This window comes from Streptomyces sp. NPDC058812 (assembly GCF_042744565.1).
Taxonomy (GTDB): domain Bacteria; phylum Actinomycetota; class Actinomycetes; order Streptomycetales; family Streptomycetaceae; genus Streptomyces; species Streptomyces thinghirensis.
On sequence record NZ_JBHYOB010000001.1, the window covers coordinates 416,090 to 433,079 of the forward strand.

The window sequence follows — 16,990 nt, forward strand, 5'->3', positions numbered from 1 at the left end:
CGGCCTCCGACACCGGAGCCGTCGACGCCCCCTCGGCGGCCGACTCGGTCGGCGCGGTCACACTGCGCGTGGCACGACGCCGGGCACGGCGCGGAGCGGCGTCCTCGGCCGCGGCGGGCGCGGGCGCCTCGGCAGGCGCGGACGCCTCGGCGGCTGCGGCAGTCTCGGCGGGCGCGGCCTCCGACACCGGAGCCGTCGACGCCCCCTCGGCGGCCGACTCGGTCGGCGCGGTCACACTGCGCGTGGCACGACGCCGGGCACGGCGCGGAGCAGCGTCCTCGGCGGGCGCGGGCGCCTCGGCAGGCGCGGACGCCTCGGCGGCGGTGGACGCCGGTACGACGGTCTCGGCCGTCTCCGCCGACGTCGGGGCCCCGGCGGGCGCGGAGGCGCGGCGCACCGCACGGCGCCGCGGCCGACCCGCGGTCACGGGCTCCGGAGCCGCCTCGGGCACCTCGGTCACCTCGGCGGCGGCCTCGGCTTCGGCCTCTTCCGCCTCGTCGGTCACCCCGGCCGGCGCGACGGTCTCCGCCGGCGCCTCGGGAGCACCGGACGGCGGGCCCGCCGGGCGGGACGCGGCCCTGCGCCGACGGCGCGGCGGCAGGGTGTCGCTGGGGGTGTTCGATTCGGAGCCCGTCGAGGTGGTCGAGGACTCTGTGGGTTCGGTCGGTTCGAGCATGCGGGGGTTTCTCCCGTCAGGCTCCCGGGCGCCGCGCCTGGCCCGGCATCGACCATGTCGACCGCCGGTGACGTCCGCGGCTCGCGCGATGCGCGGTCGCCGCCGTCCGGGGCGCGGGCGCCGCTCGGAAGCTCTCCGTGTCTTGTCTCGCCGGTTCCGTACCCCTTGTCGTGCACGGCCTGGCGAAAGTCTTGTGGTCGGTGCGCTGCCCGACCCAGGTGGCTCCCGAGTTCGAGGGCGGCGCTGCGACGTCCGTCCCTGAGCGGAACCTTCCTTACGCCGACGCCTTCGCGGCGGCGGAAGCGGCGGCCGGTTGCGGCTCGGGCGCTTCTGCCTCGCGGTCGGGCGCGAGCGGGTCGGTCACCGCACCGGTCTCTTCATCGAACAGCCCCTGCGCCAGCCTGGTCACCGCTGCGGGGACCGGCGGCGCCAGGTCGGCCACGGCGCGAAGACCGGACAGGACGTCGTCGGGTCGTACGGCAGGCGTCACGTGCCGAACAACCAGCCGCAGTATCGCACAGGGCTGGTCGGTCGGCCTATCAGCCGGCGAACCGCACGTGGTGACGCTCTCGAGGTGCGCGACGGCGGAGCGGGCGTCGAAGGTACGGACGCCGTTCTTGGTCCTGCGCTGAACCTCCACGGCCGGGGCCGCGTTGAAGGCCGCCACGGCGCGTTCGGCCTCCGCGGGATCCACACCGGTCAGCCGCAGCTCCCACACGGAAGCCGTCAGCCGGTCGGCGAGTCCGGAGGTCCGGGCCTCGGCCGCCTCCACGATGTCGAGCCCGGTGGGCAGCGACTCGTCGAGAAGCAGCCTGAGCCGCTCCGGGTCGCGCGCTTCGGTGAGCGCGATCTCCAGGTACTCCGCCTCACTGCCCGTACCGGTGGGTGCGGCATTGGCGTACGACACCTTCGGATGCGGCGTGAACCCCGCCGAGTACGCCATGGGCACCTCGGCGCGGCGCAGGGCACGCTCGAAGGCGCGCTGGAAGTCACGGTGGCTGGTGAACCGGAGGCGGCCGCGCTTGGTGTAACGCAGTCGAATGCGCTGCACCGCGGGTACGGGCGGCGGGCCTTCGGGCTGTCGCTTGCCCAGTGTCGTTCAGTCCTTCGTGAGAGCGGTCGTACTGCTACCAAGAGTACGTGCCTCGGCCGCGGATGGTTCCCGCCGGGCCACCGACCGCGCCTTCGCCGGCTCCCCGAAAAGCATCCGGCGCACGTCGGCGCGGGCCTGCCGCGCGGACAGCCGGGCGGAGGCGAGCGCCTGCCGGGCCGCCCGCCCCGCGCCGCGCGCGCCCTCGGCTAGCGGCCGCAGGACGGTGTCCCGCACGGCGTGCCCCACCGGCGTCAGGACGCTCCGGTACGCCCATCGCGCCGGCTCGGCGACGGTCCACCGGAAGAGGGTGCCGAGGAACCGCCCGACGGCGCGCGAGATGTGCCCCGCGATCCGCCAGGCGTGCCCGAGGGCGTCCCACACCTCCCGCCCGATGACGGCGAGCACCCGGCCGACCGGCGTGAGCACCCACCGCCACAGCGCGAGGGCGGGCAGCACCAGCAGCACCCGGACGATCCAGTACAGGGTCGCGCCCACGCCGGTGACGACCATGCCCAGGCACCAGACCACTCCCCTGCCGCACCAGGCCAGCCCCCTGCCGCACCAGGCGAGCGCGTGCCCGACCGGAGTGAGCACCCAGGCGTAGAGCCACGCCGCCGGTACGACGACGAGGTACCGCGCCAGCCAGGCGAGACCGGCGTACAGCCCCCGCCCGACGGCGGCGAACACGGCGCCCACACCCGTGAAGAACCAGGCGAGCCCATGCCCGACCGGCGTCAGCAGCCACCGGTACACCCACACCGCCGGTACGACGAGCAGCACGTTCCCGAGCCAGGCGACCCCCTTGGCCAGCGGCACGAGGACATACCGCCACACCCCGACCAGCGGCCACACGAAGACGGCCCGCCCGAGCCACGCCAGCGCCCGCCCGAACGGCCGCAGCACCGTGTCCCGCAGCAACCGCCCGGCGACGACCAGCGCGTCCCACACCATCCGCACCGGCACGACCAGCACCAGGACCACGATCCGCACCGGGATCCGGATCGCCACGACCAGACACCCCTCGGCATCCGGCCGCCGCGCCGGTTCCTCCCGCGGGCCCGCACCGGGCGCCTTCTCCAGATCCACCATGCCCATGAAGACGCCGCGCGACCCGGTTCGGATCCCGCGGCGTCGCGCTGTCTGGTCCTACTTGACCACGGACAACGGCAGCAGCTTCTTGCCGGTCGGGCCGATCTGGATCTCCGTGTCCATCGCCGGGCACACCCCGCAGTCGAAGCACGGCGTCCAGCGGCAGTCGTCGACCTCGGTCTCGTCGAGGGCGTCCTGCCAGTCCTCCCAGAGCCACTCCTTGTCGAGGCCGGAGTCGAGGTGGTCCCAGGGGAGAACCTCCTCGTAGCCGCGCTCGCGGGTGGTGTACCAGTCGACGTCGACGCCGAAGGGCTCCAGGGCCTTGTCGGCGCAGGCCATCCAGCGGTCGTACGAGAAGTGCTCGCGCCAGCCGTCGAAGCGGCCGCCGTCCTCGTAGACGGCGCGGATGACGGCGCCGATGCGGCGGTCGCCGCGGGAGAGGAGGCCCTCGACGATGCCGGGCTTGCCGTCGTGGTAGCGGAAGCCGATGGAGCGGCCGTACTTCTTGTCGCCGCGGATCTTGTCGCGGAGTTTCTGGAGCCGGGCGTCCGTCTCCTCGGCGGAGAGCTGCGGCGACCACTGGAAGGGCGTGTGGGGCTTGGGGACGAAGCCGCCGATCGAGACCGTGCAGCGGATGTCGCCGGAGCCGGAGACCTCGCGGCCCTTCTGGATGACGCGGGTGGCCATGTCGGCGATCTGGAGGACGTCGTCGTCGGTCTCGGTGGGCAGGCCGCACATGAAGTACAGCTTCACCTGGCGCCAGCCGTTGCCGTACGCGGTGGCGACGGTGCGGATCAGGTCCTCTTCCGAGACCATCTTGTTGATGACCTTGCGGATGCGCTCGGAGCCGCCCTCGGGGGCGAAGGTGAGGCCCGAGCGGCGGCCGTTGCGGGTCAGCTCGTTGGCCAGGTCGATGTTGAAGGCGTCGACGCGGGTGGAGGGGAGGGACAGGCCGATCTTGTCCTCCTCGTACCGGTCCGCGAGGCCCTTGGCGACGTCGCCGATCTCCGAGTGGTCCGCGGAGGAGAGCGAGAGGAGGCCGACCTCTTCGAAGCCGGTGGCCTTCAGGCCCTTCTCGACCATGTCGCCGATGCCCGTGATGGAGCGCTCGCGCACCGGGCGGGTGATCATGCCGGCCTGGCAGAAGCGGCAGCCGCGGGTGCAGCCGCGGAAGATCTCCACCGACATGCGCTCGTGGACCGTCTCGGCCAGCGGGACGAGGGGCTGCTTGGGGTAGGGCCACTCGTCGAGGTCCATGACGGTGTGCTTGGAGACGCGCCACGGGACGCCCGAGCGGTTGGGGACGACGCGGGCGATACGGCCGTCGGGGAGGTACTCGACGTCGTAGAAGCCGGGGACGTACACGCCGCCGGTCTTCGCCAGGCGGAGGAGGAGTTCCTCGCGGCCGCCGGGGCGGCCCTCGGCCTTCCAGGCACGGATGATCGCGGTGATCTCCAGGACGGCCTGCTCACCGTCGCCGATGACCACGCAGTCGATGAAGTCGGCGATCGGCTCGGGGTTGAAGGCCGCGTGTCCGCCGGCCAGGACGACCGGGTCGTCGATGCCGCGGTCCTTGGACTCCAGCGGGATGCCGGCCAGGTCCAGGGCGGTCAGCATGTTCGTGTAGCCCAGCTCCGTGGAGAAGGAGAGGCCGAAGACGTCGAAGGCCTTCACCGGGCGGTGGCTGTCGACGGTGAACTGCGGGACGGAGTGCTCCCGCATCAGCTCCTCCAGGTCCGGCCACACGCTGTAGGTGCGCTCGGCGAGGACGCCCTGCTGCTCGTTGAGTACCTCGTAGAGGATCATGACGCCCTGGTTGGGCAGACCGACCTCGTAGGCGTCCGGGTACATCAGGGCCCAGCGGACGTCGCAGGATTCCCACTCCTTGACCGTGGAGTTGAGCTCTCCGCCGACGTACTGGATCGGCTTCTGCACATGCGGGAGCAGAGCTTCGAGCTGCGGAAACACAGACTTCACAGGCTCGGCGGCTTCGGCAGGCATCTCAGGGAACCTTTGTGTGCTGGCAAGGGGGACCATCCAGCCTAACCCGGCGAAGGAGGTCCCCCGTACCGCCCGGGGCCCGCCGCCCGGCGGGCCCGTGCTCAGGCGGACATCGGTCTCTGCACCGTGATCGACTGGAGCAGCCCGACCGCCAGCCACACGGCGAACATCGACGAGCCGCCGTACGACACGAAGGGCAGCGGCAGGCCGGTGACCGGCATGATGCCGAGCGTCATGCCGATGTTCTCGAAGGTCTGGAAGGCGAACCAGGCGACGATCCCGGCGGCGACGATCGTGCCGTAGAGGTCGGTGGTCTCGCGGGCGATCCGGCAGGCGCGCCAGAGCACCACGCCGAGCAGGGCGATGATGAGGCCCGCGCCGAGGAAGCCGAGTTCCTCTCCGGCGACCGTGAAGACGAAGTCGGTCTGCTGTTCGGGTACGAAGCGGCCGGTGGTCTGTGAGCCGTTGAAGAGGCCGGAGCCGGTGAGACCGCCGGAGCCGATGGCGATGCGCGCCTGGTTGGTGTTGTAGCCGACGCCCGCGGGGTCGAGTTCCGGGTTGGCGAAGGCGGCGAAGCGGGCGATCTGGTAGTCGTCGAGGATGCCGAGCTGCCAGACGGCGAGCGCGCCGGCGGTTCCGGCCCCGATCAGTCCGAACACCCAGCGGTTGGTGGCGCCGGAGGCGAGCAGCACGCCCAGCACGATGATGACCATGACCATGACCGAGCCGAGGTCGGGCATGAGCATCACGATCAGCATCGGCACGGTGGCCAGGCCCAGGGCCTGGAGCACGGTCCGGTGGTCCGGGTTCGGCCGGTCCCCCGCGTCGACGCGGGCGGCCAGCAGCATCGCCATGCCCAGGATGATCGTGATCTTCACGAACTCCGAGGGCTGGAGGGAGAAACCGCCGGGGAGTTTGATCCAGGAGTGGGCGCCGTTGATGGTCGATCCGAGCGGGGTGAGCACCAGCAGGATCAGGAAGACGGACGCGCCGTAGAGGACCGGCACGGCGGTGCGCAGGGCGCGGTGGCCGAGCCAGATGACGCCGACCATCAGGACGAGCCCGATGCCGGTGTTCAGGAGGTGCCGGGTCAGGAAGTAGTACGGGTCGCCCTGGTTGAGTTCGGTGCGGTTGCGGGTCGCGGAGTAGACGAGGAGCGAGCCCATCAGCGAGAGCGCGACGGCGGCCAGCAGTATCGGCCAGTCGAGTCGGCGCGCCATCGAGTCCCGGGCGAGCAGTCGGGTCCACCCGGCCTTCTCGGGTCCGTATCCGGAGACCTGGAAGCTGTTGGAACCGGTCATGCGCGCGCCCTCCGGCTTCCGCTTCTGCCGGCACCGCGGTTTCCGCTGCCGCGCCGGCCCGCGCCGCCGCGTCGTCGGTGACGGCGCGTGTCGCGGTTGTCGCCGTTCTGCGTCGGCGTCGTCGCTCCCTGCTCCTGTCCGTCGATGGGGGCGTACTCCTCCTCCGGGGAGGCCTTCTCCTTCGGCAGCAGGTCCTTGACGGCGTCCTTGGACATCTTCGGCGCGGGGATGGTGCCGTCCGCCTTGATCGTCGGGAGCTTCGCCTGCGGCTTGGGCAGCAGCCCCTTCTTGCTGTCGACCTCCCCGTCGTCCGAGACGCCGTAGAGCGCGTCGTAGATGTTGCGGACGGCGGGGCCGGAGGCGCCGGAGCCGGTACCGCCCTGGGAGATCGTCATGACGATCGAGTACTCGTCGGTGTACGTGGCGAACCAGGAGGTGGTCTGCTTGCCGTGGACCTCGGCCGTACCGGTCTTGGCGTGCATCGGGATCTTGTCCTGCGGCCAGCCGTCCTGCGCGAACCGCCAGGCGGCGGTGCCGCGGGTGGCGACGCCTTCGAGGGCGTCGTCCATCTTGGCCAGTGTGGTCTTGCTTATCGGCAGCTTGCCGTGCGCCTCGGGCTCGATCGGGCGGATCTCCTTGCCGTCGGGGCTGATGACCGCCTTGCCGATGGTCGGGTCGTACAGGGTGCCGCCGTTGGAGATGGCCGCGTAGATGGTGGCCATCTGGATGGGGGTGGTGAGGGTGTCGCCCTGGCCGATGGAGTAGTTGATGGCGTCACCGGCGCGCATCTTGTTGCCTTCGAGGCAGCCCTCGTAGGCGAGCTTCTCGACGTAGGTGCCGTCCTTCTTGCCGGACTTGCACCAGGCGTCCTTGTTGGCCTCCCAGTAGTCCTGCTTCCACTGGCGGTCGGGGACGCGGCCGGTGACCTCGTTGGGGAGGTCGATGCCGGTCTTCTTACCGAGGCCGAACTCGTGGGCGGCCTTGTAGAAGTAGTCGTTGGGGTTCTTCGGCTTGTTGCCGCCGTCCTTCTTCCACTCCTGGTGGGCCAGGCGGTAGTAGACGGTGTCGCAGGAGAGTTCCAGGGCGCGGCCGATGCTGATCGGGCCGTAGCTGGCGGACTCGTAGTTCTTGAAGACCTGGCCGCCGACGGAGTAGGAGCTGGAGCAGTCGTAGCGGCCGTCGAAGTCGTAGCCGGCCTCCACCGCGGCGGACGAGGAGATGACCTTGAAGATCGAGCCGGGGGCCGCCTGGCCCTGGGTGGCCCGGTTGAGCAGCGGGTAGTTGGAGTCCTTGCCGGTGAGCTTCTTGTAGTCGGCGGCGTCGATGCCGCCGACCCAGGCGTTCGGGTCGTACGTCGGGTTGGAGGCCATGGCGACGACGCGGCCGGTCTTGGCCTCCATCACCACGACGGCGCCGGCGTCGGCCTTGTAGTTCTCGCCGGTGTTGTCGTCGTACTGCTTGCGGGCTTCCTTCATCGCCTCGTTCAACTCGTACTCGGCGACCCGCTGGACGCGGGCGTCGATGCTGGTGACGAGGTTGGAGCCGGGCACGCCGGGGTCGGACTCGGCCTCGCCGATGACGCGGCCGAGGTTGTCGACCTCGTAGCGGGTGACGCCGGCCTTGCCGCGCAGCGCCTTGTCGTACTGGCGTTCCAGGCCGGAGCGGCCGACCTGGTCCGAGCGCAGGAAGGGCGAGTCGGTGTCCTGGGCCTTCTGGATCTCCTCGTCGGTGACGGGCGAGAGGTAGCCGAGGACCTGTGCGGTGTTGGACTTGCCGGGGGCGGCGTAGCGGCGCATCGCCTCGGGCTCGGCGGTGATGCCGGGGAAGTCCTCGGCTCGTTCGCGGATCTGGAGGGCCTGCTTGGGGGTGGCCTCGTCGGTGACGGGGATCGGCTGGTAGGGCGAGCCGTTCCAGCAGGGCTGGGGTGTCTCGGCGTCGCACAGCCGGACCTTGTCCATGACGTCCTTGGGCTTCATGCCCAGGACCCCGGCGAGCTTGGTGAGGACGGCCTTGCCGTCGTCCTTCATCTTGAGCAGGTCGGTGCGGGAGGCGGAGACGACGAGGCGGGTCTCGTTGTCGGCGAGCGCCACGCCGCGGGCGTCCAGGATCGAGCCGCGGGGCGCGGGCTGGACGACCTGCTGGACGTGGTTGCCGGAGGCCTCCTTGGCGTACTCGTCGCCCTGGCGGATCTGGAGGTACCAGAGTCGGCCGCCGAGGGTGGCGAGGAGGGAGAGGACGAGGATCTGGATGACGACGAGCCGGGTCTGGACGCGGGTGCTGCGGCCGGTCTCGGGAATGTTAGTCATGGGCGCGGCCCATTCGGTCAAGGGTGGTGGTGGGCGACGGGTGGGCGTTCGTCACTGCGGCTGCCTCCCCCTCGTGAAGCGCGTGGTCCTTGTGTGCTGCCGCGACGCGCACGGCCGCGTCGTGTGCTGCCGCGTCGTCACAGCCGCTTGACCCCCTTGATGCGTCCGGCCCGGGCGACCCGCGCCCGCGCCGCCCTCACCCGCAGTCCGTTGCGCTGGTTACCGATGCGCAGCCCGGTGCCGCCGGAGAGCCAGCCGGAGGCGATGTCGGTCTTCTGGCCGGCGGAGTTGGTCTCGGCCAGCGGGTCGTTCTCGGCGCGTCTGGCGAGGGCCATGATGCCGGGGACGACGAAGGGCGCGAGCAGCAGGTCGTACAGGGCGGCCGTGAACAGCAGGCTGGGCAGGCCGACATGGCGGGCGGCGGTGTCGCCGACGAGGGCGCCGACGCCTGCGTACAGCAGGGTGGTGCCGAGGGCGGCGACGACCACGACGGCCATGGGGCCGGTGGCCGTCCTGAGCCGGCCGTTCTCCGGTTTGGCGAGGCCGGCGAGGTAGCCGATGACGCAGAGCACCAGGGCGTAGCGGCCGGCGGCGTGGTCGGCGGGCGGGGCGAGGTCGGCGAGCAGTCCGGCGCCGAAGCCGACGAGGGCGCCGCCGACGTGGCCGTAGACCAGGGCGAGGCCGAGGACGGTGAGGAGCAGCAGGTCGGGGACCGCGCCGGGCAGGTGGAGGCGGGCGAGGACGCTCACCTGGAGCACCAGGGCGACGACGACCAGGGAGACGGACAGCAGGATCCGGTTGACACGCATGGGGTGAGAACTCCTACTGCTCGGTCTGCTGGTTCTGCTCGGTCTGCTGGTTCTCTTCGTTCTGCGTCCCCCCGTCGACACCGGCCCCGGCGGACGGGGTCGCGGTCACCGTGACGGTCGGCGTGGGTTTCGGCTTCGGCTTGTCCGGGAGCACCGTGTCGCGCGGGTCCTTCTGCGGGGCCTGGACGACGACGCCGACGATGTCGAGCTTGGTGAAGCTGACGAACGGCGTGACGTCGAGGGTGCGGGTCAGGTCGCCGCCGGAGGGGTCGACGCGGGAGACGACGCCGACGGGCACGCCGGGCACGAACGGCTTGTCGGCCTGGGAGCCGAAGGTGACCAGGCGGTCGCCCTTCTTGACGTCGGCCTTGCCGTTGAGGAGTTCGACGCGCAGCGGCCGGCCGCCCTGGCCGGAGGCGAAGCCGAGTTCGTCACCGGCCTCCATCCGGGTGCCGACGGTGAAGTCGGGGTCGTTGGCGAGCAGCACGGTGGCGGTGCCCGGGCCGACGGTGGTCACGCGTCCCACGAGGCCGTCGCCGTTGAGGACGGTCATGTCGCGCTTGATGCCGTCGTCGGCGCCGGCGTCGATGGTGATGGTCCAGGAGAAGCCCTGCGCGGCTCCTATGGCGATGACCTGGGCGCCCTTGATGCCGTACTGGCCGGCGCCGGCGAGCCCGAGCATCTTGTCGAACTGCTTCAGGCGGCTGCGGCCGCGCTCGTCGCTGCCGAGCTTCGCCTTCAGGGCCGCGTTCTGCGTCTCCAGCTCGGCGAGCCGGTCGTGCCGGTCACCGGAGTCGCGGACGGCGGAGACCGCGTTGCCGATCGGGTCGACCGCGGACGACACCCCGTTCTCGATCGGACCGAAGACGCCCGCCGCGGCCTGCCGGGCACCGTCGACCGGGGAATCCTCCCCACCGCGGATGTCCACCGTGATCAGTGCGAACGCGATGGCGATCAGCAGCACCAGGAGCAGCCGGCTCTCTTTCGTGTCCCTCACGTGCGGCGGCCGTGCCTTCCTCGTCGAATTCGGGAATCTCGGAATGTACGTGGCGGTGTTCAGGAATTCAGCTGATTCGGTACGTCGGGCGCTTCACGCGCATCCGGTACCGCAACCCTCTATATCAACGATCCGCCGCACGAGAGGAGATCGTCTCGTACGGCGGAACCGAAGTGTTACGTCATCTGCGGGGCGAGGCGTCCAGCACCTGCTGGAGTGCCTCGAACTCCTCGACGCACTTGCCGCTGCCGAGCGCCACGCTGTCCAGCGGGTCCTCGGCGATGTGGATCGGCATTCCGGTCTCCCGGCGCAGCCGTTCGTCGAGCCCGCGCAGCAGCGCGCCGCCGCCGGTCAGGACGATGCCCCGGTCCATGATGTCGCCGGACAGCTCCGGCGGACACTTGTCGAGGGTGGTCTTGACGGCGTCGACGATCGCGTTGACCGGCTCCTCGATCGCCTTGCGCACTTCGGCGGCCGAGATGACGACGGTCTTGGGCAGTCCGGAGACGAGGTCCCGGCCACGGATTTCGGTGTGCTCGTCGGAGTCGAGGTCGTACGCCGAACCGATCGTGATCTTGATCTGTTCGGCCGTGCGCTCACCCAGCAGAAGGCTGTACTCCTTCTTCACGTGCTGGATGATCGCGTTGTCCAGCTCGTCACCCGCGACGCGGATGGACTGGGCGGTGACGATGCCGCCGAGCGAGATGACCGCGACCTCCGTGGTGCCGCCGCCGATGTCCACCACCATGTTGCCCGTGGCCTCGTGGACCGGCAGGCCGGAGCCGATGGCCGCGGCCATGGGCTCCTCGATGATGTGCACCTGTCGGGCGCCGGCCTGGGACGACGCCTCGATGACGGCGCGGCGCTCGACGCCCGTGATGCCCGAGGGCACACAGACGACGACCCGCGGGCGAGCCAGATAACGCCGCTTGTGGATCTTCAGGATGAAGTAGCGGAGCATCCGCTCGGTGATCTCGAAGTCGGCGATGACGCCGTCCTTCAGCGGGCGCACGGCAACGATGTTGCCGGGCGTGCGCCCGATCATCTTCTTCGCTTCGGCGCCGACCGCGAGGATGCCACCGGTGTTGGTGTTGATCGCGACGACGGACGGCTCGTTGAGTACGATCCCGCGACCCCTGACGTACACCAGCGTGTTGGCGGTCCCGAGGTCGACAGCCATGTCACGGCCGATGAACGACATTGAGTTCCCCATCAGGATTCGACTGGCCTTCCCAGGAGCTTTTGAGGGCTTTTCAGGTAGGCGAAGTGGGTGCAGTGACGCGTGGAGGCTTCCATCGTAGACGCGCTTTCGCGAACACTGCGCGAGGGTCTTCGCCATTGTCAGCAGATGGCGCGGTGCCTCGCTTGTGGAGACGGGCCAACGGAGGCATCCGTTCCCCCGATCAGGCGCGCATATGCCACAGGGCGGTCGCTTTTACGCGACCGCCCCGGCTCCGCCTCGGCCATTCGGCTGACGGCGTGTCAGAAAAAAGGCCCGTCCGGCGTGTCCCGAAGAAGGTTCAGACCCGACCCGGGAAGAAGATCTTCAGCTCGCGCTCGGCTGACTCCTCGGAGTCGGAGGCGTGGATCAGGTTCTCCCGGACGATCACGCCGAAGTCCCCGCGGATGGAGCCGGGAGCGGCCGCGATCGGGTCGGTGGGGCCGGCCAGCGCGCGCACGCCCTCGATGACCCGCTCACCCTCGACGACCATGGCGACGACCGGACCGGACGCCATGAACTCGACCAGCGGCTCGTAGAAGGGCTTGCCCTTGTGCTCGCCGTAGTGCTGCTCCAGCGTCTCGGCGTCCAGGGTGCGCAGTTCCAGCGCGGTGATCTGCCAGCCGGCCTTGCGCTCGATACGGCTGATGATCTCGCCGGTCAGGCCACGACGGACGGCGTCGGGCTTGAGGAGGACGAGGCTGCGCTGGGTCACGACGGGCTCCCTTGGAGGTGTGCGGTTGTGCGAGGTGATGACTGAGGTTACCGGGCGTGTCGCGGCGCCTGTCACGCAGCGTCAGGCGGCGTCGGGCGCGGAGACCTCGGCCTGGGCCGCGAACCTCGCCTTCGCCTCGTCGATCTTCCGCCCGTAGAACACGGAGGCCCACCACAGGGCGGCGAAGATCGCGCCCAGGAAGAACATGGTCGGCACCACGAAGCCGGAGGCGATCAGCGCGATCTGCAGGGCCCAGCCGAAGGCGATGCCGCCGGGCCTGGTGACCACGCCGCACAGCGCCACGCACAGGAACATCGCGATGCCGCTGACCGTCCACACCGTCGCCACGGACAGGTCCGGGTCCTTCATGGCGACCAGTCCGGCGAAGCCGATCACGAGGAACTCGCTGATCAGAGTCGAAGCACAGAGCGTACGCACGGTTTCTCAGCCCCTCCCGAGGAGCAGTCGGGCCTCGCCGACGGTGATGACGGAACCGGTGACGAGCACACCGCCGCCCGCGAACTCGCCCTCTTCCTCGGCCAGCGTGATCGCGGCCTCCAGGGCGTCCGGCAGCCGCGGCTCGACCTGGACGCGGTCCTCGCCGAACACCTCGACGGCGACCCCGGCCAGCTCGTCGGCGTCCATCGCGCGGTGGCTGGAGTTCTGGGTGACGACGACCTCGGCGAAGACCGGCTCGAAGGCCTCCAGCAGCCCCCGCACGTTCTTGTCGCCGCTCGCGCCGACCACCCCGATGAGCCGGCTGAACTGGAACGCCTCCCCGACCGCCTCGGCGGTGACGCGGGCGCCGGCCGGATTGTGCGCGGCGTCCAGCACCACGGTCGGCGAACGCCGGACGACCTCCATCCGCCCCGGTGAGGCGACGGCGGCGAAGGCCTTGCGCACGGTGTCGATGTCCAGCGGCTCGGGACGCTGCGCGCCGACGCCGAAGAACGCCTCGACGGCGGCCAGCGCCACGGCCGCGTTGTGCGCCTGGTGGGCGCCGTGCAGCGGCAGATAGACCTCGGTGTACTCACCGCCGAGCCCGCGCAGGGTCATCAGCTGCCCGCCGACGGCGACCTGCCGGGCGACGACGCCGAACTCCAGCCCCTCGCGCGCCACGGTGGCGTTGACGTCCACGGCCTTCTTCAGCAGCACCTGCGCCGCGTCCACCGGCTGCTGGGCCAGGATCACGGTGGCGTCCTGCTTGACGATGCCGGCCTTCTCGGTCGCGATCGCGCCGGGCGTCTCGCCGAGCCGGTCGGTGTGGTCCAGGTCGATGGGGGTGACGACGGCGACGTCCCCGTCGATGACGTTGGTCGCGTCCCAGGAGCCGCCCATCCCGACCTCGACGACGGCCACGTCGACGGGCGCGTCGGCGAAGGCGGCGTACGCCATGCCGGTCAGCACCTCGAAGAACGACAGCCGGTACTCCTGCCGGCCGTCCACCATCTCGACGTACGGCTTGATGTCCTCGTACGTCTCGATGAACCGCTCGGCGGAGATCGGCGCCCCGTCCAGGCTGATGCGCTCGGTGACCGACTGCACGTGCGGCGAGGTGTACCGCCCGGTACGCAGCTCGAAGGCGCCGAGCAGGGCCTCGATCATGCGGGCGGTGGTGGTCTTGCCGTTGGTCCCCGTGATGTGGATGGACGGGTACGACCGCTGCGGGTCCCCCAGTACGTCCATCAGCGCGGCGATCCGGGCGACGGACGGCTCCAGCTTGGTCTCGCCCCAGCGGGTCGCGAGCTCCGCCTCCACCTCGCGCAGGGCCTTGTCCACCTCGGGGTCCTCGGGACGCGTGGGGATGTCGGCCTGCGGGGGGCCGCCCTGGGTGCGCAGGGTGCGGCTGCCGGCCTCGATGACGGCGAGGTCGGGGTCGCGGGTGGTCTCCGCGTCGATGATCTCGTCGAAGGAGTCGAGGGGGTCCTGGGGGTCGGGCTGGTCGTTCTCGCCGGGGATGTCGCTCACGGGGACCAGTCTACGGAGGGTCTCCGACGGTGGGGCAGCTGAGGTCCCGTGGCGTGTGCGGGTCCGTCGTGGCTTGTCGCCCAGTTCCCCGCGCCCCTGGGGCGTAAGGACTCCCGGTGCCCACAGGCACCGAGAGCCTTCGTCCACGTACCGGCGGCTACGCCTCCGGCAGCTTCTCCAGCTGGGCCTGGATGCGGGCGATGTCCTCGTCCGCCTTGGCCAGCCGGCCCCGGATCTTGTCCACGACCTGATCCGGCGCCTTGGCGAGGAACGCCTCGTTGCCCAGCTTGGCCGTGGCCTGGGCCTTCTCCTTCTCCGCGGCGGCGAGGTCCTTGGCGAGGCGCTTGCGCTCCGCCGCGAAGTCGATGACACCGGAGAGGTCGAGGGCGACCTCGACGCCCGCCACCGGCAGGGTGGCCGTCGCCGTGAAGTCATCGCCCTCCGGCTGGAGACGCAGCAGCTGCCGGACGGCCGCCTCGTGGGCCGCGAGCGGGCTGCCCGCGAGCGTCAGCCGCGCCGGAACCCGCTGGCCGGGCTGGAGGCCCTGGTCGGCGCGGAACCGGCGGACCTCGGTGATGACGGACTGGACGGTCTCGATCTCCCGCTCCGCGTCCGCGTCCCGGAAGCCGCCCGGGGCGTCGGCCCCAGGAACGAACACAGCGGCGGGCCACTCGGCGACGACGACCGACTCGCCACCCGTGAGCGTCGTCCACAGCGTCTCGGTGACGAAGGGAACGACCGGGTGCAGCAGCCGCAGCGTGACGTCGAGGACCTCGCCGAGGACGCGCTTGCTGACCTCGGCGGCCTCGCCGCCCGCCTGGAACGTCGTCTTGGACAGCTCGACGTACCAGTCGAAGACCTCGTCCCAGGCGAAGTGGAACAGCGCGTCGGACAGCTTCGCGAACTGGTAGTCCTCGTAGTACGCGTCGACCTCGGCGACCACCGAGTTGAGCCGGGAGAGGACCCAGCGGTCGGTCGACGACATCTTCGAGGCGTCCGGCAGCGGGCCCTCGACCGTCGCGCCGTTCATCAGCGCGAAGCGGGTGGCGTTCCAGATCTTGTTGGCGAAGTTGCGGGAGCCCTGGACCCAGTCCTCGCCGATCGGGACGTCGACGCCCGGGTTGGCGCCGCGCGCGAGGGTGAAGCGCAGCGCGTCGGAGCCGTACTTGTCCATCCAGTCCAGCGGGTTCACGACGTTCCCGAAGGACTTGGACATCTTCTTGCCGTTCTGGTCACGGACCATGCCGTGCAGGGCGATGGTGTGGAACGGCGGGGTGCCGTCCATCGCGTAGAGGCCGAACATCATCATCCGGGCGACCCAGAAGAAGAGGATGTCGTAGCCGGTGACCAGGACGGAGTTCGGGTAGAACTTCGCGAGCGAGTCGGTCTGCTCCGGCCAGCCCAGCGTGGAGAACGGCCACAGGCCCGAGGAGAACCAGGTGTCCAGGACGTCGGAGTCCTGGTGCCAGCCCTCACCGCTCGGCGGCTCCTCGTCGGGTCCGACGCAGACGACCTCACCCTCCGGGCCGTACCAGACCGGGATGCGGTGGCCCCACCACAGCTGGCGCGAGATGCACCAGTCGTGGAGGTTGTCGACCCAGTCGAAGTACCGCTTCTCCATCTCCTGCGGGTGGATCTTGACGCGGCCGTCGCGGACGGCGTCACCGGCGGCCTTCGCCAGCGGACCGACCTTGACCCACCACTGCATCGACAGGCGCGGCTCGACGGTGGTCTTGCAGCGCGAGCAGTGGCCGACGCTGTGGACGTACGGCCGCTTCTCGGCGACGATCCGGCCCTCGGCGCGCAGCGCGGCGACGATGGCGGAGCGGGCCTCCAGCCGGTCCAGGCCCTGGAAGGGACCGTGGGCGGTGATGACCGCGTGCTCGTCCATGACCGCGATGGCGGGCAGGTCGTGGCGCCGGCCGATCTCGAAGTCGTTCGGGTCGTGGGCGGGCGTCACCTTGACGGCGCCGGTGCCGAACTCGGGGTCGACGTGCTCGTCGGCGACGACCGGGATGGAGCGGTCGGTCAGCGGCAGCTTGATGAGCTTGCCGATCAGGTGCTTGTACCGCTCGTCCTCCGGGTGGACGGCGACGGCCGTGTCACCGAGCATCGTCTCGGCACGGGTGGTGGCGACGACGATCGTCTCGTCCCCGTCGCCGTACTTCATCGAGACCAGCTCGCCGTCGTCGTCCTGGTACTCGACCTCGATGTCGGAGATGGCCGTCAGACACCTGGGACACCAGTTGATGATGCGCTCGGCGCGGTAGATCAGCTCGTCGTCGTAGAGCCGCTTGAAGATGGTCTGGACGGCCTGGGACAGGCCCTCGTCCATGGTGAACCGCTCACGCGACCAGGCGACACCGTCTCCCAGGCGCCGCATCTGCCCGCCGATCTGCCCGCCGGACTCGCCCTTCCACTGCCAGACCCGCTCGACGAAGGCGTCCCGCCCCAGGTCGTGCCGGGACTTGCCCTCCTTGGCCAGCTCCCGCTCGACGACGTTCTGCGTGGCGATACCGGCGTGGTCCATGCCGGGCTGCCACAGCGTCTCGTACCCCTGCATCCGCTTGCGGCGGGTCAGGGCGTCGATGAGCGTGTGCTCGAAGGCGTGCCCGAGGTGCAGGCTGCCCGTGACGTTCGGCGGCGGGATGACGACGGTGTACGGAGGCTTGTCGCTGTCCGCGTCCGCCTCGAAGTAACCCCGTTCCACCCAGCGCTCGTACAGCTTCCCCTCTACCTCGGCCGGCGCGTACTGGGTCGGCAATTCGGTGGTGGGTGCGGGCTGCGGCTGCTGAGAGTTCTCGGTCACGGGGGTC

The 16,990-nt window shown here is 70.6% G+C and carries 12 protein-coding genes and 1 pseudogene; all 13 read right to left on the reverse strand.

Annotation, left to right across the window (positions count from 1 at the left end):
- Positions 1–676, reverse strand: a pseudogene (locus tag ACFW48_RS01900) (ribonuclease E/G); the annotation flags it as partial.
- A 274-nt stretch (positions 677–950) separates the two neighbouring features.
- Positions 951–1,727, reverse strand: a complete 777-nt coding sequence (locus ACFW48_RS01905; protein ID WP_386309469.1) for a TIGR03936 family radical SAM-associated protein — start codon at positions 1,725–1,727, stop codon at positions 951–953.
- 48 nt (positions 1,728–1,775) lie between these two features.
- Complete coding sequence (locus ACFW48_RS01910; RefSeq protein ID WP_386309471.1) at positions 1,776–2,864, reverse strand: hypothetical protein; 1,089 nt, start codon at positions 2,862–2,864, stop codon at positions 1,776–1,778.
- 51 nt (positions 2,865–2,915) lie between these two features.
- Entirely contained in the window at positions 2,916–4,859 is a 1,944-nt protein-coding gene (locus ACFW48_RS01915) for a TIGR03960 family B12-binding radical SAM protein (protein ID WP_386309473.1), read from the reverse strand.
- A 101-nt stretch (positions 4,860–4,960) separates the two neighbouring features.
- On the reverse strand, positions 4,961–6,160 hold the full coding sequence (rodA, locus tag ACFW48_RS01920; protein ID WP_386309474.1) for a rod shape-determining protein RodA: 1,200 nt from the start codon (positions 6,158–6,160) through the stop codon (positions 4,961–4,963).
- Positions 6,157–8,466, reverse strand: coding sequence for a penicillin-binding protein 2 (gene mrdA / locus ACFW48_RS01925; protein WP_386309475.1), 2,310 nt, complete (start codon positions 8,464–8,466; stop codon positions 6,157–6,159). Before mrdA ends, rodA begins: the two co-directional genes overlap by 4 nt.
- 137 nt (positions 8,467–8,603) lie before the next feature.
- Positions 8,604–9,275, reverse strand: a complete 672-nt coding sequence (gene mreD / locus ACFW48_RS01930) for a rod shape-determining protein MreD (RefSeq protein WP_386309476.1) — start codon at positions 9,273–9,275, stop codon at positions 8,604–8,606.
- Between the two features lie 13 nt (positions 9,276–9,288).
- Positions 9,289–10,272 carry a rod shape-determining protein MreC gene (mreC, locus tag ACFW48_RS01935; RefSeq protein WP_386309478.1) on the reverse strand — a complete coding sequence of 328 codons (984 nt, stop codon included), beginning with the start codon at positions 10,270–10,272 and terminating at the stop codon, positions 9,289–9,291.
- Between the two features lie 181 nt (positions 10,273–10,453).
- Entirely contained in the window at positions 10,454–11,473 is a 1,020-nt protein-coding gene (locus tag ACFW48_RS01940; RefSeq protein WP_007449816.1) for a rod shape-determining protein, read from the reverse strand.
- Positions 11,474–11,792: 319 nt separating this feature from the next.
- Positions 11,793–12,206: a nucleoside-diphosphate kinase gene (ndk, locus tag ACFW48_RS01945; protein WP_007449819.1), complete on the reverse strand. Its 414-nt coding sequence runs from the start codon at positions 12,204–12,206 to the stop codon at positions 11,793–11,795.
- Between the two features lie 81 nt (positions 12,207–12,287).
- Entirely contained in the window at positions 12,288–12,644 is a 357-nt protein-coding gene (locus ACFW48_RS01950) for a DUF4233 domain-containing protein (RefSeq protein ID WP_386309480.1), read from the reverse strand.
- Positions 12,645–12,650: 6 nt separating this feature from the next.
- Positions 12,651–14,174 carry a bifunctional folylpolyglutamate synthase/dihydrofolate synthase gene (locus ACFW48_RS01955; RefSeq protein WP_386309481.1) on the reverse strand — a complete coding sequence of 508 codons (1,524 nt, stop codon included), beginning with the start codon at positions 14,172–14,174 and terminating at the stop codon, positions 12,651–12,653.
- A gap of 157 nt (positions 14,175–14,331) precedes the next feature.
- Positions 14,332–16,983: a valine--tRNA ligase gene (locus ACFW48_RS01960; protein WP_386309483.1), complete on the reverse strand. Its 2,652-nt coding sequence runs from the start codon at positions 16,981–16,983 to the stop codon at positions 14,332–14,334.
- Positions 16,984–16,990: the final 7 nt, after the last annotated feature.